The following is a 24,018-nucleotide window of genomic DNA, read 5'->3' as shown; positions in this document are numbered from 1 at the left end:
GCAATGGCGAATAATCGCGCGCAGATCCTCATCACCGCCGTCGATGAGACGCGACGCGCCTTCCAGTCCGTCCAGGGCAGCCTCTCGCGCCTGCGCAGCGAAGCAGGCCAGGTGGGAGAAGTCCTGTCCCGCATCGGCGGTGCCATCGGTGTGGGACTGGGTGTGCGCGAACTGGTCGAGGTCGCCGACCAGTACAAGAACCTGCAGGCGCGCCTGCGGCTCGCGGTCACCTCCCAGGAGGAGTTCAACCGCGCCGACGCGGCGTTGTTCGAGATCGCGCAGCGCAACCGCGCACCGCTCGCCGAAACCGTCACGCTCTACGCGCGGCTGGCGCCCTCGGTGCAGGCGCTGGGGCGTTCGCAGGCGGACGTGCTGGCGGCGACCGATGCCATCGGACAGGCCGTATCGCTCTCCGGCGCCTCCAGCGAGGCCGCGGCCGGGGCGCTGTTGCAGTTGGGCCAGGCCTTCGCCTCGGGACAACTGCGCGGCGAGGAATTCAATTCGGTCATCGAGCAGACACCGCGTCTGGCGCAGGCCATCGCCGATGGCATGGGCGTGCCGCTCGGCTCGCTGCGGGCCCTGGCGCAGGAAGGAAAGATCACGTCCAAGGCCGTGCTCGACGCCTTGCTCAAGCAGCGTGGCCGGCTCGCCGAGGAGTACGGCAGCCTGCCCGATACGGTGTCGGGTGCGCTCACCCGTCTCAAGAACGCCTTTCTGCGCGCCTTCGGCGAGCGCGACGCGAGCTCCGGCCTGACCGCAGGTCTGGCGCAGGCGATCCAACTCGTCGCCCAGCATCTCGAACTGCTGATCGATCTGGCGGGGGTCGTTCTGGTTACCGCCTTCGGCCGGATGGCGGGCGCCTTTGCCACCAGCATCGCCGCCGCCCGAGCGGAAGCGGCGGCGCGGCGTGCCAACCTGCGCACGCTGGAAGCCGAGGCGCTGGCACGGGTCCGCCTCGCCGATGCGGCCTTGGCCCAGGCGCGGGCGCAAGGCCTCGCCACCAGCGCACTGGTCGTCGATGCGGCAAAGGCCCGGCTGCAAGCCACCGCCGCCACCGGTGCCGTGACTCAGGCGGTGGCCTCCACGTCGCTGCTCGGTCGCGCGGCGGGTTTGTTGCGCGGGGTGCTGGCACTCCTGGGCGGCCCCATCGGCGTGATCGTGACCACGGTGACGCTTTTGGCCGGGGCCCTCTATTCGGCGCGCAACGCCGTGGTCGAGTTCGGCGGCAAGACCGCTTCGATCAAACAGATCATCAGCGCCACCTGGGACCTGGTGGTCGAGAAGGTCGGCGACGTCGTCAGCGCCCTGGGGCGGCTGGTCGGCGCCAACAATCTGAGCTGGGCGCGCGTCCGCGAGGTGATGGTCGATGCGCTCCGAGCCATCGGATCTGCCATTCGAACGATGGTCAATGTCGTCATCGGCGCCTTCAACGCGGTCGGCAGCGTCGTCGGCGTCACGGCTGCCTTCATGGTCGAGCGCTTTCGCAATGCCTTCTCCGACATCGGGGAACTGGCTAAGGCCTTGGGCCAGGACGTGGCAGCGGCCTTCAGCGGCGACTTCTCGATGCAGTCGCTGCGCGCCGCGCTCGGCCGCCAGCTCGGCGAGGTACGAGATTTCGGGCAGGAACTGGCGGGGGCCGTGCGCGATGCCGTGACGCGCGACTACGTCGGGGAGGTCGCACAGGCCATTGCCGGCCGCATCCGCTCCTCCGATAAGAACCAGCCTGGCGTATTCGGCCGTCCACAACCACCCGCCAAGCCGACACCCGACAAGGGGGTCGAGGCGGCCAAGCTCGAACTCGTGCAGGCGCAGGCCGAGGCCGAATTCAAGATCCTCAAGGATGCGCTGGATCGCCAGGCGCGCGAACTGGACGCGGCGCTCGAAGACCGGCTGATTTCGCTGAAAGACTACTACGCGGCCAAGACCCGGATCGAGCAGCAGGAGATCGATGCGGAAATCCGGCGCGTGCAGGTGTCGCTCTCGCAGCAGCAGCGGCTGGAAAAGACGGGCAAGGACGAGCCCGCACGCATCAAAGCGAAAGGAGAAGTCGCAAAGCTCGAGAGCGAGTTGACCGTCCTCAACCACAAGCGCGCGGACGTCGAGGTCGCCAATGCCCGCAAAGCCGTCCAGGCCGAGCGCGAGTTGCGCGAGGAGCTCGCCAAGGTGCGCGACGAACTGCTCGATCTCACGGGTGCGGCGACCAGCCAGGACCGGCGCGCAGCCATCGAGCGGCAGTACCAGCCCCTGATCGAGCGGCTCCGTGCCGAGGGCGACACCGAAGGGGCGGCCACCGTCGGTCGGCTGATCGACGTCAAAGCATCGGCCGCCGACCTCGCCGAGTACGAGCGCCAGTTCAACGACACGCTCGCGCGGATGCGTGCGTCTGAAGAGTCGATCAATCTGCAGCGTCAGTCCGGGCTCCTCACGGAATCCCAGGCCCGCCAGCAGATCCTTGCGCTGCACCGGCAGACCGGCCAATCGCTCGATGCTCTGCTGCCGCAGTTGGAGGCTACCGCCACAGCCATTGGCCCGGACGCCGTCGCCCGGGTGCAAGCGTGGAAGAACGAGATCGCGCAGGTGAAGTTGGTCGTCGACGACGTGGCGGTGGCCATCGACGGCGCGGTGCAGGATGGTTTCGCGCAACTGTTCCAGGACATCGGCAGCGGCGCCAAGTCGGCCAAGGACGCATTCGCGGATTTCGGGCGATCCGTGCTGCAGACGATCAACCGCATCGCCTCGCAGAAACTGGCCGAAGCCTTGTTCGGCAGCCTGATGGGCGGTGGCACGGCAGGCAGTGCCGGAGGCTTGGGCGCGTTGATCTCGTCGTTCTTCGGCTTTGCCTCCGGGGGCTACGTGACCGGTCCTGGCACATCGACCAGCGACTCCATCCCGGCGCGCCTCTCCCACGGCGAGTACGTGGTCAATGCCCACGCGGTGAGCCGGCTCGGGTTGTCGTTCCTGGATGCCATCAACGGCTTGTCTGCCGGGCCCCGTGTGGCTGGTGGTCGTCTGGCCTTTGCCGCTGGCGGCCTCGTGCCGGAAGCCCCCGCGCAGCCAGCCCCGGGTCAGAACATCCGCATCGTCAATGTCATCGACCCGGCGATGGCGGCCGACTACCTCAACAGCAGCGCCGGCGAGCGCGTGGTGATGAACCTCATCCAGCGCAATGCCGCCTCCGTTCGCAACATCCTTGGAAGATAAGAATGGCCTGGACTTCTGGCACCGCAACCAATGCCGCCGACCTGTTCAACAAGCTGATCACGTTTCTGACCTCCGACGCGACCCTGGTCGCCGGGGGCGAAGCCTGGACGCTGTTACGCCGTGACACCTTCACGCTTGACGCGAAGCGGGATCTGGCCGAACTGCGGGGCCCAGGTTCCTCGGCGGGCGATGCGATCTACGTGCAGGTTTGCCTGTTCGCCGACGGTGCGGCACCCGCGTATTCGATCCGGGTGCTCGGGTCACAGTCCTGGCAAAGCATCGTTTCGATCAACACACCCGAGGGCCAGCCGGGCAGCCTGCTCTCGGGCGCCGGTTCGCTGGGCATCGTGCCGAGGATGCCGCTCTTCAACAGCGCGATCAGCTACTGGTTCGTCGCCAACGGCCGGCGCTTCATCGTGGTGGCGAAGTCCTCGGCGTATTGGGGCGCGCTCTACGCGGGCTTCATCCTGCCTTACGGCACCCCGGCCCAATATCCGTACCCGCTATTCATCGGGGCCAACACGTCGCGCGGCGACAACTACCAGAGTTCGGATCTCGACATCGCGGGCAGCGCCTTCTGGCGCAACGATGGTGAATACGGCAGCTACAGCGCGGCGCTCCTGCAACCGAGCGGCGGCTGGGTCGGCACCAACCGCTTCGATACGACCTACACCGGTCGCGCCTGGCCCTGGGCGATGTCGTTGGAGACCAGGAAAAACAGCGCCGGGCGCTACGACCTGGGCAATCTCACGCAGTTGCCGAGCGGCGCGAGCCCGCTGCTGCCGGCGATCCTCTATGACTGCGCGACGACTCGTCCGTTCTCGATATGGGGCGAGCTGCAAGGCGTGTTTGCCGTGCCGGGCTTCGGAGTGGCCGCTGGCGACACCGTGACCGTGGCCGGCAAATCCCATCTGGTCGTGCAGGCGGCGACTTCCACCAACGCGGCGCGCTTTGCCGCCATCCAACTCGCTTGAGGCGATCATGGCTTACATCACCGGTGCGTCGGCCGACATCAACACGCTGCTGACTGCCATCAAGAATTTCGCGGTCGCCAACGGCTGGACGGCCAATGCAACCGACACCTTTACGCTGACCTTTCCGACCTATGGATCGAATGGTGGCGCCACTCACGCCGGCACGACGTCGATGATTTCCTCGGTCAGTGGCTCCGATGCGTACAAGAACCAGTCGGAAACGAGCCTCGTCGCGAACCGGGTCGTGCTGACCAAGAACGGCTTGTCCTACCAGCTGTTCGCGGTCAACAAGAAGCTCTACAAGAACGGCGTCAATGGCACCTACGCCTGCCTGGAGGCCTGGGTGTGCGACGGCTTCGCTGCCGGCACGGCCGCCAACCTGCAGACCAACAACCGAAAGTTCGTGATGGTAGGTCCCTTGGCCACCTCACTCTATGCCTACCACCTGTTTTCCAACGGCGACTTCGTGCACGTGGTGATCGAGGAAACGCCGGGCCGATTCCGCCACCTGTCGTTCGGCTTCATCAACAAATACGGCGCCTTTGCCGGGGGCCAGTATCTGACCGCAGGATGCCCCATCGAATCGTTCACGACCACGGCCTACGCCTTCAACAGCTCGAATCAGATGGTCCCGTTCGGATCGAACGGCCAAGGGCTGTCGCGATCGGCGCTCGCGTCGAACGGTTATCCCGGTACCTACGTCCGAGCCGACATCGACGGCTGGACGGTCGGCTGGCGCCTGCTTTCGACCGGTGTCTGGGATACGGCCAACCTGGATGCCTACGGCTGCACGACCTATTCCAACTCGGTGAACAACCGCGCAGGCTATATCTCGGGGGGACCCCAGGTTTCCTTCCACACCCTGGCACACGATCTGGCCTACCACTGCTCCCCGCAGAGCTACAACGGCCTGGCACCGATGATGCCCTGCTACGTGGGCGTCAATCGCACGCCCTACGTCGGCACCTGGACGCTGCTCGGTGAATTCCCCGATGTGCGCTTCCTGAACATCTCCAATTTCAACCCGGGCGACGAACTGACCCTCGGCACCGACGTATGGAAGATCTTCCCGCTGTGGAACAAGGCCTACACGCTCGGGGCAGAACCGATCAGCTACGACTACGGCTTGGCTTACCGCAAGGTGGTGTGAATGCCTGACTTTGTCGGAGCCTTCACGTCAGGCATTCTGGGCGGTGCAGCGGCCGCAGGAATGAACGCCCTGTGGGACAACGGTCGGCCCGGGTATTACGAGCCGGCCACCGCCGTTGCCGCCATCGTCGGTGCGATGGGTGCCATCGCGAGCGGCCAGCCATCGCCCGAGGCCCTGATCGAGCGGGCCGGCGCACACTGCGGTTCGTTCTCGGACGACTACTACCACCGGATCTACCTGTCGCCGTCCCGGATCGAGTTCGGCAACCTCGTCATCCCCACGACCCGTACCGTCGAAATCTGGAACGCGTTCCTGGACCCGGTCACGATCTTCCTGCTCGATGGCGATACCGAGGGGCTGTCCCTGGGCTTCTTCCCGCCAGCGAGGATGCGAGCACTGGAGGACATCTTCTACGAGGTCACGGCCACCCTCGACGGCCCGAGCTTTGTCGACACGCTGCTGACGCTGCATTTTTCCGCCGGCGGCACCCGCGACCTGGCGATCAGCTACGGCCGGGTGCTGGTCATGGGCCTGCTGCACGATTGGCAAGGCGGCTTCACCGAGCGCCTGGAATGGCTCACCGACGTGCTGACGATGCGCGATGGCGGCGAGCAGCGGGTGCGGCTGCGAGCCGATCCCCGGCGCTCGTTCGAGTTCGACGTGCTGGAGTACGGCAACGGCGGGCAGCTGGACCTCTTGATGAACGTCTGGCAGTCGCGCGTCTATGCCGTGCCGGTGTGGACCGACAAGGCCTGGCTTGCGGCCGCCATCCATCCCGGCGACACGGTGCTGGCCGTGAATACCACTGACATGGACTATCACCCCGGTGGGCTCGCCATCGTCGGCTCAAGCGCTGGCGCCAGCGAGGCCCTCGAAGTTCTGTCCCTGACCGCCGGAACGATCACGCTCAAGCGCCCGACGTTGGGGAACTGGCCCGCAGGCTCCTGGATCGCCCCGGCCCGGCTGGGACGGTTACCCGCCCAGCAGACCGTCACCCGGCCAACGGCGGCAATCTCCCAGGCCAAACTGCGCTTCGAGCTGGAGGACCTGGCCTCGCCGGTGACGGCGATCAGTTCGCCGATCCAGTACCGAGGCTACGACACGCTGCTGCAGCACCCGAACCGGGTCGAGGACGTCAGCATCGACTATCAGCGACTCGCCGATGTGTTCGACGTTGAGACCGGCACGCCTGCGGTGATCGACATCCCGAATCGTCCCCTCATCGTGCGCCGCCACCAGTACCTGCTACCGGATCGCGCCCGGCTCACTGCGATGCGGGGCTGGCTCGCCGCCCGCGCCGGCCGGCAGGTGCCTTTCTGGGTGCCGACCTGGGAGCGTGGCCTCGAAGTCGCCCAGCCCTTCGCCCTGGATGCCACGGAAATTCTGGTCCAGGGCCGGGGCTTCGCCACCTACTACCAGGCCATGCCCGGCCGGCGGGACGTGGCCTTCCTGCACAACGACGGCACCTGGTTCTTGCGCAGCATCACCGGGTTCGAGTTCGTGGACGGGGTGGTGGAACGGATGCGGATCGACGCCGCGCTGGGACGGGCCTGCGTGCCGTCCGATTTCCGGATCGTCTGCTTCCTGGAACTGGCACGACTGGAGAGCGATGCCGTGGAATTTTTCTTCGAAACGGATCGTGTGGTTCGGGTGACTTTGCCTATTCGGAGCATCAACGGATGACCTATCAGAACATTGAGGCGAGCGTCCATTCCGGGCAGCCGGTCGAGTTGTACCGGTTCACGCTGGGCACGACCGTCTGGCGCTACACGTCGGCGCGGGATGCCGTGACCTACAATGGCGAGCCGTACATCCCGGCGCCGATCCGGCGCTCGGAGATCGAGCAGACGCAGGAATTCGGCCGCGCGATGCTCAATCTCGAAGCAGCGCTCGACATCGGCGTGGTGCAGTCCTTCATCGTGACCCCGCCCGATGGCGTGCTGTCACTCACCATCTTTCGCCAGCACCTGTCCGACCCGGGGACGGAATTCATCACTTGGTGGAAAGGGCGCGTCGTGTCGGTGGTGTTCGGCGGCATCACGGTGCAGATGCGCTGCGAACCGATTTTCACGACGCTCAAGCGTTCGGGGCGGCGGGCGAACTACCAGATCAACTGCCGTCATCCGCTCTACCACGGCGGCTGCAAGGTCAACGCGGCCGATTACAAAACGGCCGGCATCGTCGAGAGCGTGGCGGGGCTGGAGGTGACTGCGTCCGTCTTTCTGCCCAAGCCGATTGCCTGGTTTGTCGGCGGACGCCTCATGGCCGCCGGGGCGCAACGGATGATCGTCGCCAGCTCCGGCGGCGCGGTGACCCTCTCGGCGCCGATCCCCGGCCTGAAAGCCGGCGACGCCTTCGAGGCGTATCCGGGCTGCGACCACACGCTCGCGACCTGCGCCGCCAAGTTTGGCAACCAGCTGAACTACGGCGGTTTCCCCTACATCCCGGTGAAGAACCCCTTCACCGGCGACGCCATCGTTTGAGGCTTTTCCATGTGGCAATACCTGATCGTGTGGGTGATCACGACGGTCCTGTCGTCGCTGCTCGCCCCCAAGCCCAAGACCACCACGCCGCAGCCCGGCGATGTCGATGCGCCGGTCGCCGCGACCGACAGCCCGATCCCGGTGTTGTTCGGCACGCGGACGATCAAGCAGCCGAACTGCGTCTGGTTCGGCGACGTGCGCACGGCGCCGATCAAGACCAAGGGAGGCGGCAAGAAATGAGCGAACCCCGCATTGCTACCCATCTCGATGCCAAGGCGCTCGGCTACTGCAACGCTGGTCTGCGCCGATGGTTTCCGCGTGACGGCGTGACTTTCGATGATTTTCGCCGGCAAGGCGTGAGCACCGACTGGCTGCGCGCCACCGGGGACGCGATGGCGATCCGGCTGGCCGAGCACGTGGAGCGGGCCGAAACGGGAGCCAAGGCATGAGCGGCGGCAAAGGCAGCAAGAGCGTCACGGTCGGCTACCGCTACTACGCGGGGATGCATCTGACGCTGTGCCACGGTCCGGTCGATTCGCTCAACAAGATTGTCGTCGGCGAGCGCACGGCGTGGTCGGGGTCGATGACGTCTAGCGGCCAGATCACCATCAATCAGCCCGACCTGTTCGGCGGTGACGACCGTGAGGGCGGTATCGTCGGCGCCGTGGACCTGGTGATGGGCAATGCGGCGGACGGCCAGAACGACTATCTCGTGGCCAAGCTGGGAACCAATGTGCCAGCTTTCCGGGGCGTGGTGTCGCTGGTGCTACGTCAGCCGCAACTGTCGGCGATGAACCCCTACATCAAGCCCTGGAGCGCGGAACTCACGCGGATCATCCGCCGATCCGACGGCTCGCCGCAGTGGTACTCGGACAAGGCCGCCATCGCGGGCGACATGAATCCGGCGCACATCATTTATGAGTGCCTGACCGACCGCACCTGGGGCCGGGGCTACAGCTCGGCAGAGATCGACGACGCCTCCTTCCGTGCCGCTGCCGACACGCTCTATGCCGAGAATTTCGGGCTGTCGATCCTGTGGGATCAGCAACAGGACATCGAGGCCTTCATCGAACGCATCCTGCAGCACATCGACGGTTCGATCTACGTGAGCCCCCGCACCGGCCTGTTCACCTTGAAGCTGACCCGCGACGACTACGATCCGGCGACGCTGCTGGAGCTGAACCAGACCAACGTGATCCGGCTGGAGTCTTTCGAGCGCACCTTGCCGGAGGAGCTGATCAATCAGGTCACACTGTCCTACCACGACCGCACGACCGACAAGAGCGTGTCGATCTCGGTGCAGGACATCGCCGGCATCGAGCGATCCCTGGGGGAAATCAAGGACGCCAAGGTCAGCTACGAGGGCGTGGCCAACGGCGCCTTAGCCGCACGCCTCGCGATGCGGGATCTGCGCCAGCTTTCGTCCACTCTGGCGAAGATCACGCTGGTGGCCAACCGCACGGCCGCCAGCCTCAACATCGGCGACGTGTTCAGACTCTCCTGGCCCGAGCTGCGGATCGAGCAACTGATCCTTCGGGTCGCGCAGATCAGCTACGGGACGCTGGCCGACGGCCGGGTGCGGATCACCTGCGTCGAGGACGTGTTCGGCCTGCCCGATGCCGTCTATCTCGCACCCGCCGAGAGCGGCTGGGTCGATCCCCGGCAAGCGCCTATCGCCGCGAATTTCGTGTCAGTGAGCGAACTGCCGTACTGGACGATTGTTCACGAGCTGACCGGCGAGTCGGCCGCCGCCCAGGCCGAGATTGATCCGAATGGCGGGTTCCTGTCCGTCTCCGTCGTGCGACCCTCGGATGCGGCGATCAACTATGCAGTGCTGACCCGACAGGGCTCGGCGGCCTTTGAGAAGATCGGCGTCGGTGACTTCGTCCCCTCCTGCGTGCTGGCAAACGATATCGGGCAAACCGAGACAGTACTGAACGTGCTGTACGGGGTGGACTTGGATTTGGTCACGCTGGGCACCTACGCGCTGCTCGATGGCGAGCTGGTCGCGGTGAAGGCGGTGAATGTCGCCGCCGGCACGGTAACGGTGGATCGGGGCGTGCTGGACACGGTGCCTGTCACGCATTTGGCCGGCGCCCGGATGTACTTCGTCGACGGTGGACAGTTCTACAACGCGACCCAATACCTGAGCGGCGAGACGGTGCAAACCAAGGTGCTGCCAGCTACCGGGATGGGCGTTCTGGCCGAGGCGTCGGCACCGGCGATCAACTACACCTTCGCCAAACGGCAGACCCGCCCCTATCCACCCGGCAAGTTCCGCGTAAACAACCTCGACTATAGCCTCAGCTACATCACCGGGGAGGTGACGGTCAGCTGGGCGCACCGCAGCCGGGTGCTGCAGACCGCCTATCTGGTGACGCAAGGCGAAGCGAATATCGGTCCGGAGACCGGCACGACCTACACCGTGCGCATCTACGGCGAGGCCGGCACGCTCAAGCACACCGAGACGGGACTGACCGGCACGAGTTGGACCTATCCGATGGCCACTGAGATTGCCGACAGCGGCCTGAATCGTCCGAACGAGAAACTGACCGTCAAGGTGGAGACGGTACGCGACGGCCACAGCAGCTGGCAGGCCCAACAAATCGACATCCCCGAGTGCCGGGGCTACGGGATGTTCTATGGGGCAAGTTATGGGGAATGACCCCACCACAATCCATTGGAGAGAATGACATGGCAGCTCTGCAAGGCCCGAACTTGGGCGTGAACTACGGCTGGGCCGCCCGCGAGTCGGGCTGGAACACGGGGATGGACGCCAACCTGAAGCTGCTCGATGCGGTGCTGCAGCTGTCGGTGAAGTCGCGCGCGCAAGCCACGCCGCCGGCCTCGCCCGCCAACGGCGACCGCTACATCGTGGCGGCCAATCCCACCGGTGCCTGGGCCGGAAAAGCCGGCCAGATTGCCGTCCGCATCGATGCGGGGTGGTCGTTCTATGCTCCGAAGATCGGCTGGACCTGCTTCATCGAGGACGAGGGCGTGCTCTCAGTCTACAAGGCCTCCGGCTGGAGCCCTGGCCTCGCCTTCTGATCATTACTTTCGCCCACCTGAAACCCGCCCTCGAGGCGGGTTTCGCATTTCTGGAGACCACCCATGACTGAACCTGACAGCAAACCAGCGCTCGTCGAGAACATGCTCCTGCTGCGCAAGGAGGACTTCGACGAACTGCTCGACCGTGCCGCCGAACGCGGAGCCGAGCGTTGCCTCGCCCATCTCGGCCTGGAAAACGGCCACGCGGCGCGCGACATCCGCGAGCTGCGTGATCTGCTGGATGCGTGGCGCGATGCCCGGCGCACCGCGTGGCAAACCTTCATCAAAGTGGTCACCACCGGCATCCTGGCCGCGCTGCTGGTCGGTGCCGCCATCAAACTCAAACTGATGGGAGGCCCCCAATGATCGAGACTCTGCTTGGCGGCCTCCTCGGCGGCGCCTTCCGTCTCGCGCCGGAAATCCTGAAATGGCTCGACCGCAAGGGCGAGCGCGGCCACGAACTGGCGATGCAGGACAAGGCACTGGAGTTCGAGAAGCTGCGCGGCGCGCAGCGGATGGCCGAGATCGGCGCGAGCGCGGATGCGGCGTGGAACGTCGGTGCCATCGAGACGCTGCGCGAAGCCGTGCGCACGCAGGGAGAGAAAACCGGCGTGCGTTGGGCCGACGCGCTGTCGTGCAGCGTGCGGCCCGTGATCACCTACTGGTTCATGGCGTTGTACTGCGCGGCCAAGACGGCGGCGTTCGCGGCCGCCGTGACTGCCGGCACGGGATGGGGCTTGGCCGTCCTGCACGCGTGGACAGAGGCCGACCAGGCGCTGTGGGCCGGGGTGCTGAACTTCTGGTTTTTGGGTCGCGTGTTCGACCGGGTGCGGCCGTGATCGAGGTGCCGCAATCGGCCATCGATCTGGCCAAGCGCTTCGAGGGCTTCCACCGCGTTCCGAAAGCCGATCCGGGCCGCGCGTATCCGTACATCTGCCCGGCGGGGTATTGGACGATTGGCTTCGGCCACCTCTGCGATGCCCAGCACCCGCCGATCACCGAGGACGAAGCGGAAGCGTATCTCGCCCTCGACCTGAACACGGCGCTGGCCGCCACGCTGCGCTATTGCCCGGTATTGGCCTCCGAACCCGAAGGGCGGTTGGCGGCCATCGTGGATTTCACATTCAACCTCGGTGGTGGGCGCTTGCAGACCTCGACGCTGCGGCGGCGGATCAACCAGCGGGACTGGCCCGCCGCCGCGACGGAGCTGCGGCGCTGGATCTATGGCGGCGGCAAGGTGCTCCCCGGCCTTGTATCGCGTCGGGAAGCTGAGGCCGTTTGGCTCCTTTGCAATGCCTGAAAACGAGCAGTTCGCAAGCGCTTGGCTTCACGCCGAAACAGCGCGTTCATGTCATCTCCTTGATTTCTGGAGTGCGCTGTGAACCCACGATTCAAGAAGGCCATCATCGACGACGTCACCGCCGCGAATGTCGACGAATCCTTGCAAGCCCATCTTCTCGATCTCTTCGAGTACGCCATGAAGTCCGTCGCTCCAACGCTGATCCGAGAGGCGCGGTTTGACACCAGCGATTTCGGCACGGCCTGCCAGCACGGCGGCGACGGCTTCGCCATGCTGCTCAGCCGGGCCCATGCCAATTCCCGCGATGCATGGTTTGGCGCGTTCCAGCGCGGCGACCAACGACTTGATGTGGTCGGGCACCTTGAGTGAACAGATTCACGCGCTGCCCTGCGGCGGCGCGGGCGGTGTTGCACCGGGGCGATAGGTCGAATCGAACACCATGTCCGCCAGCCAGCGTTTGAAGTTCGGGTTGTCGCTGAACTGCTTGAAGAGTTCCGTGTGGTCGTCCAGCAGCTCCAACACCACGCGATTGAGCGCCTTGTCGTGCTCCAGCCGCGCGTTCTGTTTGCCCGAGTTGGCCTGCGCGTTCTGGTAGGCCTTGTCCTGCGCGACGCGCGCCGGAATCTCTTCGGTGACGACCTTGCGAATGTTGTCGGCGTCATGCCACTCGATGTTGCCGAACAGGTCGTTGAACTGCTTGATGATGTTCGACAAACGATCCAGTTCCGGCTCGCCGCCACCTCCGCCACCACCGGGCGGTGGAGGTTCGACCAAGGCATCGGTGTCGTCCATGGCCATGCGCATCGAGGCCTGCGCCTGCGCGCGGTAGCTGTCCATGTCGATGGCCTCCAGCACACCCTTGGACAGGTCTTCCTCTTTGGGCGCGGGCAGCTTCGGAATCAGGAAGTTCAGGAAGATCGACAGCTTCTCCCAGGCCGGGTGACCGTAGGGCAGGATGGCCGAAAGGAACGAATAGCTGCGGACGAAGGCCTTCGCCTTGCCCTTGAACTTCACTTGGTCGTCCTCCGAGAGCTTTTCGACGTACTCGGCGACGCACGCATCTAGGATCGGGTCGAGCCGGTCGCGCTCGGCGCCGCCCAGGTACTGCGCAACGAGGTCTTCGACCTGCTGCCAGCTGTAGACCTGCTGTGCGTCCAGGTCGCTCTTCAGGTCGTGGAGCTTGTTCGGGTCAGTCTCCCCCTCCTGGATCGTGGCGCGGTAGTACTCCTGAAACGCCGCCTTCACGGCCTCCGCGTTGTCGGCGAAGTCGAGCACGAAGGTGTCGGCCTTCTGCGGGTGCGCCCGGTTCAAGCGCGAGAGCGTCTGCACCGCCAGCACGCCGGCCAGCGGCTTGTCCACGTACATCGTGTGCAGCAGCGGCTCGTCGAAACCGGTGACAAACTTGTTGGCGACGATCAGGAAACGATACGGCTCCTGCCTGAGCTTGGCCGGAATGTCCTTGCTCGGAAACCCGTTGAGATCGGCCTCGGTCTTCTTCGAGCCGCCCACCTCGAACTCGCCAGAATACGCCACGATGGCCTTGTACGGACTCTTGATCTCGGTGAGGTAGTCCGACACCTCGCGGAAGTAGTCGATGGCCCGGGCGATGCCGTTGCAGACGATCATCGCGCGGGCTTTGCCGCCGATCTTCTTGGCGCCGATCACCTGTTCGGCAAAGTGATCGACCATGATCTCGGCCTTGCGGCGGATGGCCTTGTCGTGGGACTCCACGTAGCGCCGGATCTTCTTCAGCGCCTTGGCCTTGTCCACCTCCGGGTCGTGCTCGACGGTCTTGGCGACGTGGTAGAAGCTCGACACCGGCGTGTAGTTGGCGATCACGTCGAGGATGAAGCCCTCCTGGATCGCCTGCTTGGTGGTGTAGGTGAGCTCCTCGGGCGAACGGAATTGCACCGTGTCGCCCACCACCTGGCGCTCGCCGAAAAGCTCCAGGGTCTTCGTCTTGGGCGTGGCCGTGAAGGCGTAATAGCTGGCGTTGCCCAGCATCCTTCGGGATTCGATCAAGGCGTTGACCTTGTCCTCGACCGACTCCTCTTCTTCCTCGGCGCCCTCTGCCGCCTGGCTGGAGAGCGCCAGATGCATCTTGGCCGTGGTCTTGCCGCCCTGGCTGGAATGCGCCTCGTCGATTAGCAGCGCGAACTTCTTGTCACCAAGGTCCCCCAGTTCGTCCAGGATGAACGGGAACTTCTGCACCGTGGTGACGATGATCTTCTTGCCCCGGCGCAGGAAGGTGCGCAGCTCGTCGGCGCTTTCCGAATGACCGTAGATCGAAGCCACGTGGTCGTAGGCCTTGATGGTGCGGGCGATCTGCGCATCCAGCGCGCGGCGGTCGGTGATGACGATGACCGAGTCGAACTGCGCCTGTGTGTTGTCCGCCGCCGTCTTCAGCTCCACCAGCTGGTGTGCCAGCCAGGCAATCGTGTTGCTCTTGCCGCTGCCGGCCGAGTGCTGGATCAGGTAGCGCTTGCCCACGCCGTCGGCGCGCGAACGGCGCAGCAGCGCGCGCACGGTGCGCAACTGGTGGAAGCGGGGAAAAATCTGCTTGCGCGTCCTGCGTTTGCGGCCATTGGTGTCTTCCTCTTCCTCCTCGATGACCTGCGCGTAGTTCTCGATGATGTTGGCCAGCGACTCCTTGGCCAGCACCTGCTTCCACAGGTAGTCGGTCCTCAGGCCATTCGGGTTCGGCGGGTTGCCCGCGCCGCTGTTCCAACCCTGGTTGAAGGGCAGAAACCAGGAGGTCTTGCCGGTCAGGTGGGTGCAGAAGCGCACCTCGGCATCGTCCACCGCCACGTGGGCGATGCAGCGGCCCAGCTGGAACAGCAGTTCGGCCGGGTTGCGGTCGGTCTGGTACTGCACCACGGCGTCCGCCACGGTCTGCTTGGTCAGTGAGTTCTTCAACTCGAAGGTGAGCACCGGCAGGCCGTTGATAAACACCACCATGTCCAGCGCACGCTGAGACTCGTCGTTGCTGTACCGCACCTGGCGGGTGACGCTGAAGAGGTTCTTGCCGAAGGCCTCGGTGGCGGCCGCATTGCCCGGCGTGGGCAGCAGCTTGTAGAGATCGACGTGTACCGGCCCGTGGCCCACACCTTTGCGCAGCACGTCCACCACCCCGCGCTTGGCGATCTCGCCTTGCAGCCGGTGCAGAAACTGGGTGCGCTGGATGCCATCGGCGTCCAGGTTCAGCGTTTCGACGGCCTTCGGCTGCGTGGCCCGCAAGAAGGCGAGCAACTGGGTCAGGTCCAGCGCCACGTCGCGGTGGTAGTCCGCGGCATGGCCCTGCACGTAGCCGCAGGCGACCAGATCGCGCACGATCAGGGCTTCGAGACCTTTTTCGCTGGTGTCAGTTGTCGCCATCGGCTTCCTCCTCGTCGCTGTTGCCAGCCTCGTCGTCGCCCAAGGCAGCCAGTTCCTCGTCGCTCGCCACATCGTCCGGGCCGGGCTGCCATCCGCGCACATCGATTTGGCCGGTGACCACGTCGGCAATGAGACGGTCGCGGTATTCGCGGATCAGCTTGATTTCCTGCTCGGCGCGGGCGATGGCTTCGTCCAGCGGCGCACTCTCGGTCTTGATGTGCGCAACGATGTCCTGCTGCTCATTCACGGTTGGCGGCAACGCCACAGGGAAGCGCCCCAGCACAGTTTCTGCGATGGCGGGATATGCGATGCCGATGGAATTGGCCGTCACCCGGTTCACGAAGGCGTTGCTCTGGATGACGTAACCGAGGTACTCCGGCTCCACACTGTTGCTGGGTGTGAGCACCGCGAAACCGGTGGATGCGATCAGGTCTTCTGCGTCCTCACTGACATACCAGATGGCCTTCAGGTAAGTCCGCACAGTCGAGATAATGGTGTCGCCTCGGCGCAGGACGCGACGCGCTCGGGACGGCGCAGCCTCGAAGCGGATGCGCTCAAGTTCCTTCGCCAAGCGCCCGGTTCCTACCGAGCCGATGTCCACGTAGCGGAACTCGAAGTCGGGGTCTGTTTTCTCGCCGAGCGTTCTGGCGTTAAGGCGTGCCCACCGTTTCAGTGGCTTCACCTCCCAATGCGCTGGCACCTCGCCCAGCCATGCGATGCCGGAGGGTTTGAGCGGCGCGGCGGGGTTCAGGCCGCGCGTGACGGCGCGGTCGATGATGGCGAGCTTCTGTTCGGTGAGCAGCTCGATGAGCTTGCGCTTGGCGCGGATGAAGCGGGCGATGTGCGCGTCCTGCGCGCGCAGGTAGGCGACGATCTGGTCTTGCTCGGGGCGCGGAGGCACAAGCGAGGGCATCTGTTTGAAGGACTCCCAATACAGCCGGTTGCGGTCAGCCACGATGCCACGCGAGAACTTGTTGACCTCCTGCATGTAGGCTGCTGTGCGGAACAGGTAGCTGCAGTAGTGGCTGTTCGCCTCGTCGTAGGGCCTCACCACGACATAGGCCGGGCTGACCAAGCCGTCGGCAGGAGCGGGGCCGACCGCGCCTTGCCACATGCGCATCATGTTGTAGGCAATGTCGCCCTTGCACGCGCGCTTGTATTTCTCCTTCTGGCTCATCATCTGCTTGCGCTTCAGGTTGTCCATGTCCCGGACGCGAACGCCTGTGCGCAGCGACACCTCCAGAATCGGCAACTCAGGAAAACCCGTTTCCACACGGTGGCTGAACAGCCGACCATTGCGCAGCACTTGCCAGTCAGCGGGCACCCTGGGAGCCCATGGCAGGCCAGAGTCGCGGTAGCACGGATACGCGCTGCCCGCCGCCATCACACCGCCCCCACGATCTTCTTCAGCAAACCCTCGCTCTGCTGCTCCAGCGCGAGGATGTCGGCGCGGATTTCGGCCAGTGTGCGCAGCGGCGCGGGCTTGTAGAAGTAGCGGGCGAAGGAAATTTCGTAGCCGATCTGGGTCTTGCTCCGGTCGATCCAGGCATCCGGGGCGTGGGGCAGCACCTCGCGCTCGAAAAACGCCTCGATGCCGCCGGGCTCCTTGAGCGGCACCTGCTCGGTGTCGCGCAGCTCCGGGTCGGGCTCGTACTCGACCAGGAAGCGATCCTTGCCAACGACCTCCAAATACCTGCCGTCAAAGCCCTGCTCGAAGTGCCCGTCCATTTTCAGCTTGGTGCGCTTGGCAATCACCGGCGGCGCCGATTCGTCGCGCCAGCTCACGGCCTTGAAGATCGCCTTCTTTTCGGCGGCGGTCGGTTTCTTGTCGTGTGCGGCCATGGCGGCGTCGAAGCGCTTGCGGAACACGTTGTGGTCGTCGAAGACGCCGTCGCCCAGCTCCTGCCGAGCCAGTAGCGCCAGTTCCAGCAGCGCCTTGTCGCGTTGCCACGTCGTGGCATCGAGCAGCTTCTTGCGGCGCTTCTCGGGCACTGCCTTCTTTGCGGGCGTGCCCTCGTCCTCATCGCCCTCCAATTCGTCTTCTTCTTCCCCAGTATCGCCCTTCAGCCAGGCTTCGATTTCGGGCTTGAGCTTGGCGAACCGGGTGTAGAGCGCATCGCCATACCGGGCCCAAAGCTCGGCGCGCAGCGCCTCATCGCCGCTGGCAAAGCGCAGGCTCTCGATGGCGCTGCGCTTGAGCTGGCTCTTCAAGCGCAGCGGGCGTTCGACGGTGATCTTCCAGTAGCCGAAGTCGGCGTTGTCGAACCATTTGCATTCGGGTGTGTCTTGCGGCTGCCCGAGGTAGAGGTCCAGAATGCGCTGGATGTCGGCCTCGGCGAGCTCGCAATTCTTCTTGCCCAGGTTGCGGCGCAGCGGCGCAAACCATTTGCTGGCGTCGATCAACTGCACGCGGCCCTTGCGGTGCTCGGCCTTGCGGTTGGCGAGCACCCAGATGTAGGTGGCGATGCCGGTGTTATAGAAGATGTTGAGCGGCAGCGCGATGATGGCTTCGAGCCAGTCGTTCTCGATCACCCAACGGCGGATGTTGCTTTCGCCCTGGCCGGCGTCGCCAGTGAACAGGGCCGAGCCGTTGTGGACGATGGCGATGCGGCTGCCCAGGGGTGAGTTCTTCTTCATCTTCTGCAGCTTGTTCACGAGGAACATGAGCTGCCCGTCGCTGGTGCGGGTGATGAGCCGGAACTCGGGGGCGCCGCCGTGGCTCACGATGAAGCGCGGGTCGGAAAAGCCCTGCTTGCCGCCCATGCGCTCCAGATCGGTCTTCCAGCTCTTGCCGTAGGGCGGGTTGGAGATCATGAAGTCGAACTCGCGGGCGCGGAACTGGTCGGCCGAGAGGGTGGACTTGTCCGCGCCGCCGACGATGTGCTCGGCCTCGTCGCCCTCGCCCTTCAAGAGCAGATCGGCCTTGCAGATGGCGTAGGTTTCGGGATTGATCTCCTGCCCGAAGAGATGGATGGAAACTTCCTTGCCGTGCTCCTCGGCCAACTCCTGAAGCGTCTCCTCCGCGACGGTCAACATGCCCCCGGTGCCGCAGGCGCCGTCATAGAGCAGGTAGGTGCCGGACTGGATTTGGTCGGCGACGGGCAGGAACAGCAGCTTGGCCATGAGCTTGACCACGTCGCGCGGTGTGAAGTGCTCGCCAGCCTCCTCGTTGTTTTCTTCGTTGAAGCGACGGATGAGTTCCTCGAACACGGTGCCCATGCCGTGGTTGTCCAGCGCGGGCAGCTTGATGCGGCCGTCGGCGTCCTTGACCGGCAACGGCGACAGGTTGATGTCCGGGTCGAGAAAGTCCTCGATCAGATAGCCCAGCACATGGGCATCGACCAGGGTCTGGATCTGGTCGCGAAACTTGAACTTGGTGAGGATCTCCTGGACGTTGGGCGAAAAGCCGTCGAGGTAGGCGATGAAGTCTTCGCGCAGGCGCTGGCCCTGGCTTGCGGCCTTGAGCTTGGCCAGCGTGAATTCGGACGTGTTGTAGAAGGCCTGGCCGGCGGCCATGCGCAAGGCCCCGTCCTGCTCGGCGACCTTGTTCGTGTCGAGGAAGCGTTTGCGCTCCAGCACCTTCTGCTTGGTCGGCTCCAGCACCGCATCTAGCCGCCGCAATACCGTGAAGGGCAGGATGACGTCGCGGTACTTGCCGCGCACGTACACGTCGCGCAGGCGGTCATCCGCGATGTTCCAGATGAAGTCGGAGATCCATTTGATCTGGCTTTGGTCTTGTACTTTTCCGCTGTTCATATCGTCATGTTCTGTTCGCGCGGCACGGGCTGGGCTTGGGCATGTCAATCCTTATGGCCTTGCCGCCCCCCTTCGGTCTGCTCCGTGATCCACAGGTCGATTTCCTGGCGCCGGAAGCGCCAGGTGCCCCCGACTTTGAATGCCGGGATCTTCTTGGCCGCTGCCAGGCGGTACACCGTGCGCTTGCCCACCTTGAGGTAGGCCGCCACTTCATCGAGCGTGAATATCTCTGCCGCGTCGTCTGTCATCGCTGTTTCACCCGGTGCCGAAAGTAGGCCGGCATGGTGGTAATCTTGGCTAGGATACGGCAAAATCGTGCAATCTTGAACAGCTAACCGATTTACTTGGCAGGAGGGGGGATGATCGACCCGGCAAGCCAGGCCCAACTGAAGGAGGCCATCGCGGACTGCATCGGCACCGACCAAGGGGTGCTGGATGCGCTGCGGGAAGAGATTCGCCCGCTGAAAAGCGCCACACGCCGCATTCAGCCGCGCGCGACGACGTCCATCTCGCTGGTCGGCACCGATGGCGGAAACAACCAGCTCCAGTTCGACCCCTTTCTGATCCAGCTGGTCCGGGTGGTGGACAGCAGTAACAACGAGTACTGCTTGGAGGCCGTCTCGCCCACCACACCGGTTCAGAAGCTCAATGAGCGTCAGTTCGGGTCGGACGGGTCGGCGCGCACAGCCTTGGGCGAGATGATGGCTTTTTTGGGCGTCGACAACCTGCCGGCGCTCTCTCACATGATTCGACCGACCGACAAGGGCAAGCCGGTCTCTCCCAGCTGGGTGCAGGTCTACCGGGAGCTGGTCGAGTGGGCCATCTTGTTCGCGATCCTGAAGAAGGACTTTGGCACCGATACCTTGATCGTTTGCGACGGCCTGCTGCGCAGCAAGGTCTTCGCCAAGGATCGGTTCCAGCGGCTGCTCCAAGGCATGAAGGAGCGTATCGACGCGCAGTGGAACAAGAGCCGTCGTCGGGTGTACCTCGCTGGTGTGGCCAAGCACAGCAAGGTGCTTTCGCGGTATCGGCTCGCCATGGCCCTGGAAGGCGTGCTTCAAACTGACTACCCGGCCTACGTGGAAGTGCCGCGTGAAGTGGAGGAGAAGGCCTACGTCTGGTCGGAGTTCGCGCGAGGAGATGACCGCGCTGATGATGGCGGGGAGACCAACAAGTTTGTCGGCGGCAAGATGTTCTTGGTGAAATTCGGGTCGCACCGGCGTGACCCGGTGTGGCCGGTTGACGTCTTTGTTCCGCAAGTTGGCGATGCTCAGACCATCCTCGGCTCGATGCTGGCTGACGCGATCAACGGCTTTCCGGTGCCGCACTATCCGCGTTGCCTGCAGAAGGCCCATGAAAACGCAGCCCTGGTCGATTTCGATTTCGACATCCTGCAGGACTTCATTTACGAAGGTGTGCGATCGAGTCTTGGCGGTGACGCCGGGACCCTGGACGCGTTTCAGCTACAGGACGCTGACCCAGCCCAACGCCGGTACGGATAAGGAAGCACAACATGGCAGAAATTCAACTCTTTCCCAGGGAGCAGGTCGTCGGCATCTTCCGGGGCTTCCAGCAAGGCGGCATGGAGTTCCACGCCGACCTGGTATTGCCGTACCGGAACGAGTTCCAGAACATCCCGATGCACGGGCAGTTCCTCCTTGTCCAATTGGAGACGCCCGATGAGGCCGTGCTGGGACGCATCGCCTCCTTCTCCTCGGAGGGCAAACTGTCTTTCGGCTCCGGCGAGGAATTCAATATCCGCGCAGTCCGCGAGGAGCGGCCGATCCCCGAGGATCTGCGCGAGCAATACCTCAAGTACCGGGTCAACATTCGCGTGCTGGGCGTGCTGCGAAAGAATGGCAAGGGGCTGACGTTCGTCCCCTCGCATCGCCGGCTTCCCCATGTAGGCAGCAAGGTGGCCTTCCCGAGCGATGAGGTGCTGCGCGAGATCGCCGGCCACAACATCGACGGAGCTCCCATCGGCCATCTCGCCTTCGGCGAGTACATCTACGCCGCGGGCAGCAAGTCCTTCCAATCGCAGGAATGGATGCAGGTCGTAGACCCGGAGGTGCTGGTCCGCTTCCCCATCGAGTCGCTTGTGTCTCGCCGCAGCTTCATCTTTGCCCGCGCGGGCTTCGGCAAGTCCAATCTCAACAAGCTGCTTTTCTCGAAGCTCTACGAGACGACACCCTTCGTCACCAAGCGTGCCGGCAAGCAAGTTCCCGTAGGCACGGTGATCTTCGATCCGGATGGCGAGTATTTCTGGCCCGATGACAAAGGCCGCCCAGGTCTCTGCGATGTCCCGGCGCTGGAGGACAAGGTCGTCGTCTTTACGGACAGGAGGAATCCAAGTCCCTTCTACCAGTCGTTCGTGGCGGGCGGCATCAAACTGGACATCCGGCGCTTGCGCCCAGGCGATGTGATCTCGATCGCGCTCGGACCCGAGCGCCAGGAGCAGCAGAACGTTCGCAAGCTACGCGGTCTTCCGCAAGACCGGTGGGAGTCGCTGGTCAACCTGATCGACACCAACGGGAATACCACGCCGCTGGACGACATTTGTGGGCTGCTCGACCTTGACCCCCAGCGGCAAGAGGCCGAGGCCTTGGCGGCCCGAGGCAACATGACAGCGATCGTGAAGATGCTGCATGACAAGAGCAGCCAGCTCATGGACATGCTGGTTCACGCGTTGTCCGAGGGGAAGCTGTGCGTCATCGACGTGTCCCAGATGCGTGGCGGTCAGTCATTGGTGCTATCGGGGTTGATTCTTCGCCGGATCTTCGACCGCAACCAACAGGAATTCACCGCAGCCGACCCGAAGACGATTCCGACGATTGCCGTCGTCGAAGAAGCGCAGTCGGTGCTGAACGAGAACGCCCCGGCTGCCGAGCCCTACGTCGCTTGGGTAAAGGAGGGCCGCAAATACGACCTCGGCGCGCTGTTGATTACCCAGCAGCCGGGCAGCATCCCTGTCGAGATTCTCAGCCAGGGCGACAACTGGTTCATCTTCCATCTGCTGTCGGCAGCGGATCTCACCTCACTGAAACGGGCCAATGCCCATTTCAGCGACGACTTGCTGAGCTCGCTGCTCAATGAGCCCATCCCGGGCCAGGGTGTGTTTTGGAGCTCAGTGGGAGGCAAGCCTTACCCGGTCAGCCTTCGCGCCTTGTCCTTCGAGAAGATGTTCTCGATGCGCGATCATGACTACAACCAGCCTGCGGGCAATACCTATGCGCAAACCCTGCGCAGCACTTTCTCCGGGATGAGGCAGATGGCGGCCCGTGTCCCGGAAGCCGAGGGCACCGGCGGCTTGTTTCCAGCGGAGACGGAGCATGAAGAAGCCGACTCCGTGGATGTCATGGCAGCCATTGAGCGGCGCGCTATCGAAGCTCTGCAGGGAAACGACGACCTTCGCCAGAAACTCGAATCCCAAAATGGCATGCCATGGTATGGGGTTCAACAGTTCCTGATCGACCACTTGCCGGAGCACTTGGAGGACCGCCGTCAGTTTGCGTACAACTTGGTCTCGAAGGCCATGAACGCAGTGTTTGGACCACAACCCACAGCGTGGGAGACCTTCAAGAACCCAGGCACAGGAAAGACGTGGATAAGAGTCAGAAAATGACCGTTAACTTTCAGCGTGGCGATACCGCCCTGAATGGAATTTGTCCGTACTTCACGATGTTCCCGCTCGATTTTCCGCTGAACATACTGCAGCGGAAAGCGCGCCCGGGTGATGTCGTGCTTGATCCATTCTGTGGCCGGGGCACCACCAATTTCGCGGCGCGTCTGGTCGGCCTCCGTTCCCTTGGGGTGGATTCCAGTCCGGTTGCCGCAGCCATTACGGCTTCCAAGCTCGCGACAGCCACCGTCGAAGACATCCTTGCCGAAGCGCGCAAGATTCTGACCGAACGTGAGGCGCACCGCATCCCGACCGGTGAGTTTTGGCAATGGGCATTTCACTCCACCGTGCTGGATTCGCTGTGTCGGTTCCGGGAGGCATTTCTGGAGGACTGCGCCACGGACGCGCGCATCGCGCTGCGCGGCATTGTGCTGGGTGCCCTGCATGGCCCGAAGCAGAAGACCTTCCCGAGCTACTTCTCCAACCAATGCCCCCGCACCTACGCTCCCAAGCCTGCCTATGCGACACGCTTCTGGCAAGGGCGGGGACTTGTGCCCGAGCCTATCGACGTGTTGGCCGTGATCGAACGCCGGGCGAAGCGCTACTTCGGAACGTCTTCCGACATCACGGGCGCCGTGCGATTGGCAGACAGCCGCGAGGCGGGAGCGCTCCACCCGAACACTGCGGGCACTCGGTTCGACTGGGTGATCACCTCGCCGCCGTACTACGGGATGCGGACCTACATTCCCGACCAGTGGCTGCGCAACTGGTTCGTCGGCGGTCCCGACGCTGTTGACTACAGCAATCGCGATCAGGTCGTACATTCCAGTCCCGAGGACTTCGCAGCTGATCTGCGCCGGGTGTGGCGGAACGCGGAAGAGGTGTGCGCCGAAGATGCAAGAATGGTCATTCGATTCGGCGGCATCACGGACAGGCGCGCCGACCCGCTGGACCTCATCAAGAGCTCTCTCGGTGACAGCGGCTGGCGCATCACCACGATCAGGGAGGCAGGCTCCGCCACCGAAGGCAAGCGCCAGGCAGATGCCTTCCTTCGCACCAAGTCCAAACCGATGGTCGAGTACGACGTTTGGGCGACCAGACAGTAGCCTGTG

The 24,018-nt window shown here is 64.1% G+C and carries 20 protein-coding genes; 16 read left to right on the top strand and 4 right to left on the bottom strand.

The window, feature by feature from the left end; all coding sequences use genetic code 11:
* The first annotated feature begins 3 nt into the window (after positions 1 to 3).
* From FOB47_RS25345 to FOB47_RS25285, 13 genes are all read left to right on the top strand, one after another.
* Complete coding sequence (locus tag FOB47_RS25345; RefSeq protein WP_053822748.1) at positions 4 to 3,201, top strand: tape measure protein; 3,198 nt, start codon at positions 4 to 6, stop codon at positions 3,199 to 3,201.
* 2 nt (positions 3,202 to 3,203) lie between these two features.
* Positions 3,204 to 4,175 (top strand): hypothetical protein, encoded by a 972-nt coding sequence (locus tag FOB47_RS25340; RefSeq protein ID WP_053822747.1) that lies wholly within the window; start codon positions 3,204 to 3,206, stop codon positions 4,173 to 4,175.
* A gap of 7 nt (positions 4,176 to 4,182) precedes the next feature.
* The gene (locus FOB47_RS25335; protein ID WP_060784896.1) at positions 4,183 to 5,325 is read left to right on the top strand and encodes a hypothetical protein; all 1,143 of its coding nucleotides are present in this window, start codon (positions 4,183 to 4,185) and stop codon (positions 5,323 to 5,325) included.
* Positions 5,326 to 7,008, top strand: a complete 1,683-nt coding sequence (locus FOB47_RS25330) for a hypothetical protein (RefSeq protein ID WP_141192903.1) — start codon at positions 5,326 to 5,328, stop codon at positions 7,006 to 7,008. It abuts the gene before it with no gap.
* Positions 7,005 to 7,808 (top strand): phage BR0599 family protein, encoded by an 804-nt coding sequence (locus FOB47_RS25325; protein WP_053822743.1) that lies wholly within the window; start codon positions 7,005 to 7,007, stop codon positions 7,806 to 7,808. The genes FOB47_RS25330 and FOB47_RS25325 overlap by 4 nt, the downstream gene beginning before the upstream one ends.
* A 9-nt stretch (positions 7,809 to 7,817) precedes the next feature.
* On the top strand, positions 7,818 to 8,048 hold the full coding sequence (locus FOB47_RS25320; protein ID WP_053822742.1) for a hypothetical protein: 231 nt from the start codon (positions 7,818 to 7,820) through the stop codon (positions 8,046 to 8,048).
* Positions 8,045 to 8,257 (top strand): hypothetical protein, encoded by a 213-nt coding sequence (locus FOB47_RS25315; RefSeq protein WP_053822741.1) that lies wholly within the window; start codon positions 8,045 to 8,047, stop codon positions 8,255 to 8,257. The genes FOB47_RS25320 and FOB47_RS25315 overlap by 4 nt, the downstream gene beginning before the upstream one ends.
* A complete protein-coding gene (locus FOB47_RS25310) occupies positions 8,254 to 10,473 on the top strand; it encodes a phage tail protein (protein WP_060784894.1) in 2,220 nt (739 codons plus the stop codon). The genes FOB47_RS25315 and FOB47_RS25310 overlap by 4 nt, the downstream gene beginning before the upstream one ends.
* Before the next feature lie 29 nt (positions 10,474 to 10,502).
* On the top strand, positions 10,503 to 10,856 hold the full coding sequence (locus FOB47_RS25305) for a DUF2793 domain-containing protein (RefSeq protein ID WP_060784893.1): 354 nt from the start codon (positions 10,503 to 10,505) through the stop codon (positions 10,854 to 10,856).
* 63 nt (positions 10,857 to 10,919) lie between these two features.
* On the top strand, positions 10,920 to 11,222 hold the full coding sequence (locus FOB47_RS25300) for a DUF6127 family protein (protein WP_060784892.1): 303 nt from the start codon (positions 10,920 to 10,922) through the stop codon (positions 11,220 to 11,222).
* Positions 11,219 to 11,695 (top strand): hypothetical protein, encoded by a 477-nt coding sequence (locus FOB47_RS25295; protein WP_053822739.1) that lies wholly within the window; start codon positions 11,219 to 11,221, stop codon positions 11,693 to 11,695. The genes FOB47_RS25300 and FOB47_RS25295 overlap by 4 nt, the downstream gene beginning before the upstream one ends.
* Positions 11,692 to 12,156, top strand: a complete 465-nt coding sequence (locus tag FOB47_RS25290) for a lysozyme (protein WP_053822738.1) — start codon at positions 11,692 to 11,694, stop codon at positions 12,154 to 12,156. Before FOB47_RS25295 ends, FOB47_RS25290 begins: the two co-directional genes overlap by 4 nt.
* Positions 12,157 to 12,234: 78 nt before the next feature.
* Positions 12,235 to 12,525 (top strand): hypothetical protein, encoded by a 291-nt coding sequence (locus FOB47_RS25285; RefSeq protein WP_053822737.1) that lies wholly within the window; start codon positions 12,235 to 12,237, stop codon positions 12,523 to 12,525.
* A 6-nt stretch (positions 12,526 to 12,531) separates the two neighbouring features.
* Here the strand turns inward: FOB47_RS25285 and FOB47_RS25280 are convergent, their stop codons facing one another.
* The 4 genes from FOB47_RS25280 to mads1 all read right to left on the bottom strand — a co-directional run bounded on the left by FOB47_RS25280 (position 12,532) and on the right by mads1 (position 19,535).
* Complete coding sequence (locus FOB47_RS25280; protein WP_244959387.1) at positions 12,532 to 15,603, bottom strand: type I restriction endonuclease subunit R; 3,072 nt, start codon at positions 15,601 to 15,603, stop codon at positions 12,532 to 12,534.
* The gene (locus tag FOB47_RS25275) at positions 15,518 to 16,837 is read right to left on the bottom strand and encodes a restriction endonuclease subunit S (RefSeq protein WP_223819439.1); all 1,320 of its coding nucleotides are present in this window, start codon (positions 16,835 to 16,837) and stop codon (positions 15,518 to 15,520) included. The genes FOB47_RS25280 and FOB47_RS25275 overlap by 86 nt, the downstream gene beginning before the upstream one ends.
* 77 nt (positions 16,838 to 16,914) lie before the next feature.
* Positions 16,915 to 19,287, bottom strand: coding sequence for a type I restriction-modification system subunit M (locus FOB47_RS25270; RefSeq protein ID WP_053822734.1), 2,373 nt, complete (start codon positions 19,285 to 19,287; stop codon positions 16,915 to 16,917).
* A 44-nt stretch (positions 19,288 to 19,331) separates the two neighbouring features.
* On the bottom strand, positions 19,332 to 19,535 hold the full coding sequence (gene mads1, locus FOB47_RS25265; RefSeq protein WP_053822733.1) for a methylation-associated defense system helix-turn-helix domain-containing protein MAD1: 204 nt from the start codon (positions 19,533 to 19,535) through the stop codon (positions 19,332 to 19,334).
* A gap of 111 nt (positions 19,536 to 19,646) precedes the next feature.
* Here mads1 and FOB47_RS25260 point away from each other — a divergent pair, with 111 nt between their 5' ends.
* Genes FOB47_RS25260 through FOB47_RS25250 form a run of 3 tightly spaced genes read left to right on the top strand, consistent with a single transcriptional unit; the run spans position 19,647 to position 24,012 of the window.
* Positions 19,647 to 20,789 (top strand): hypothetical protein, encoded by a 1,143-nt coding sequence (locus FOB47_RS25260; protein WP_053822732.1) that lies wholly within the window; start codon positions 19,647 to 19,649, stop codon positions 20,787 to 20,789.
* Positions 20,790 to 20,800: 11 nt separating this feature from the next.
* Complete coding sequence (locus FOB47_RS25255) at positions 20,801 to 22,909, top strand: ATP-binding protein (RefSeq protein WP_053822731.1); 2,109 nt, start codon at positions 20,801 to 20,803, stop codon at positions 22,907 to 22,909.
* Positions 22,906 to 24,012: a DNA methyltransferase gene (locus FOB47_RS25250; RefSeq protein ID WP_063392212.1), complete on the top strand. Its 1,107-nt coding sequence runs from the start codon at positions 22,906 to 22,908 to the stop codon at positions 24,010 to 24,012. Before FOB47_RS25255 ends, FOB47_RS25250 begins: the two co-directional genes overlap by 4 nt.
* Positions 24,013 to 24,018 lie beyond the last annotated feature (6 nt).

It is taken from the genome of Cupriavidus gilardii (assembly GCF_013347325.1).
Taxonomy (GTDB): Bacteria; Pseudomonadota; Gammaproteobacteria; order Burkholderiales; family Burkholderiaceae; genus Cupriavidus; species Cupriavidus gilardii.
Note: the sequence above shows the minus strand (reverse complement) of the source record. Positions and strands in the feature narration are given on the sequence as shown.

Coding starts and splice junctions, on each gene's coding strand:
- FOB47_RS25345 (WP_053822748.1), top strand. CDS start 4: ATGGCGAATAATCGCGCGCAGATCCTCATCACCGCCGTCGATGAGACG.
- FOB47_RS25340 (WP_053822747.1), top strand. CDS start 3,204: ATGGCCTGGACTTCTGGCACCGCAACCAATGCCGCCGACCTGTTCAAC.
- FOB47_RS25335 (WP_060784896.1), top strand. CDS start 4,183: ATGGCTTACATCACCGGTGCGTCGGCCGACATCAACACGCTGCTGACT.
- FOB47_RS25330 (WP_141192903.1), top strand. CDS start 5,326: ATGCCTGACTTTGTCGGAGCCTTCACGTCAGGCATTCTGGGCGGTGCA.
- FOB47_RS25325 (WP_053822743.1), top strand. CDS start 7,005: ATGACCTATCAGAACATTGAGGCGAGCGTCCATTCCGGGCAGCCGGTC.
- FOB47_RS25320 (WP_053822742.1), top strand. CDS start 7,818: ATGTGGCAATACCTGATCGTGTGGGTGATCACGACGGTCCTGTCGTCG.
- FOB47_RS25315 (WP_053822741.1), top strand. CDS start 8,045: ATGAGCGAACCCCGCATTGCTACCCATCTCGATGCCAAGGCGCTCGGC.
- FOB47_RS25310 (WP_060784894.1), top strand. CDS start 8,254: ATGAGCGGCGGCAAAGGCAGCAAGAGCGTCACGGTCGGCTACCGCTAC.
- FOB47_RS25305 (WP_060784893.1), top strand. CDS start 10,503: ATGGCAGCTCTGCAAGGCCCGAACTTGGGCGTGAACTACGGCTGGGCC.
- FOB47_RS25300 (WP_060784892.1), top strand. CDS start 10,920: ATGACTGAACCTGACAGCAAACCAGCGCTCGTCGAGAACATGCTCCTG.
- FOB47_RS25295 (WP_053822739.1), top strand. CDS start 11,219: ATGATCGAGACTCTGCTTGGCGGCCTCCTCGGCGGCGCCTTCCGTCTC.
- FOB47_RS25280 (WP_244959387.1), bottom strand. CDS start 15,603: ATGTGGCGAGCGACGAGGAACTGGCTGCCTTGGGCGACGACGAGGCTG.
- FOB47_RS25270 (WP_053822734.1), bottom strand. CDS start 19,287: ATGAACAGCGGAAAAGTACAAGACCAAAGCCAGATCAAATGGATCTCC.
- mads1 (WP_053822733.1), bottom strand. CDS start 19,535: ATGACAGACGACGCGGCAGAGATATTCACGCTCGATGAAGTGGCGGCC.
- FOB47_RS25260 (WP_053822732.1), top strand. CDS start 19,647: ATGATCGACCCGGCAAGCCAGGCCCAACTGAAGGAGGCCATCGCGGAC.
- FOB47_RS25255 (WP_053822731.1), top strand. CDS start 20,801: ATGGCAGAAATTCAACTCTTTCCCAGGGAGCAGGTCGTCGGCATCTTC.
- FOB47_RS25250 (WP_063392212.1), top strand. CDS start 22,906: ATGACCGTTAACTTTCAGCGTGGCGATACCGCCCTGAATGGAATTTGT.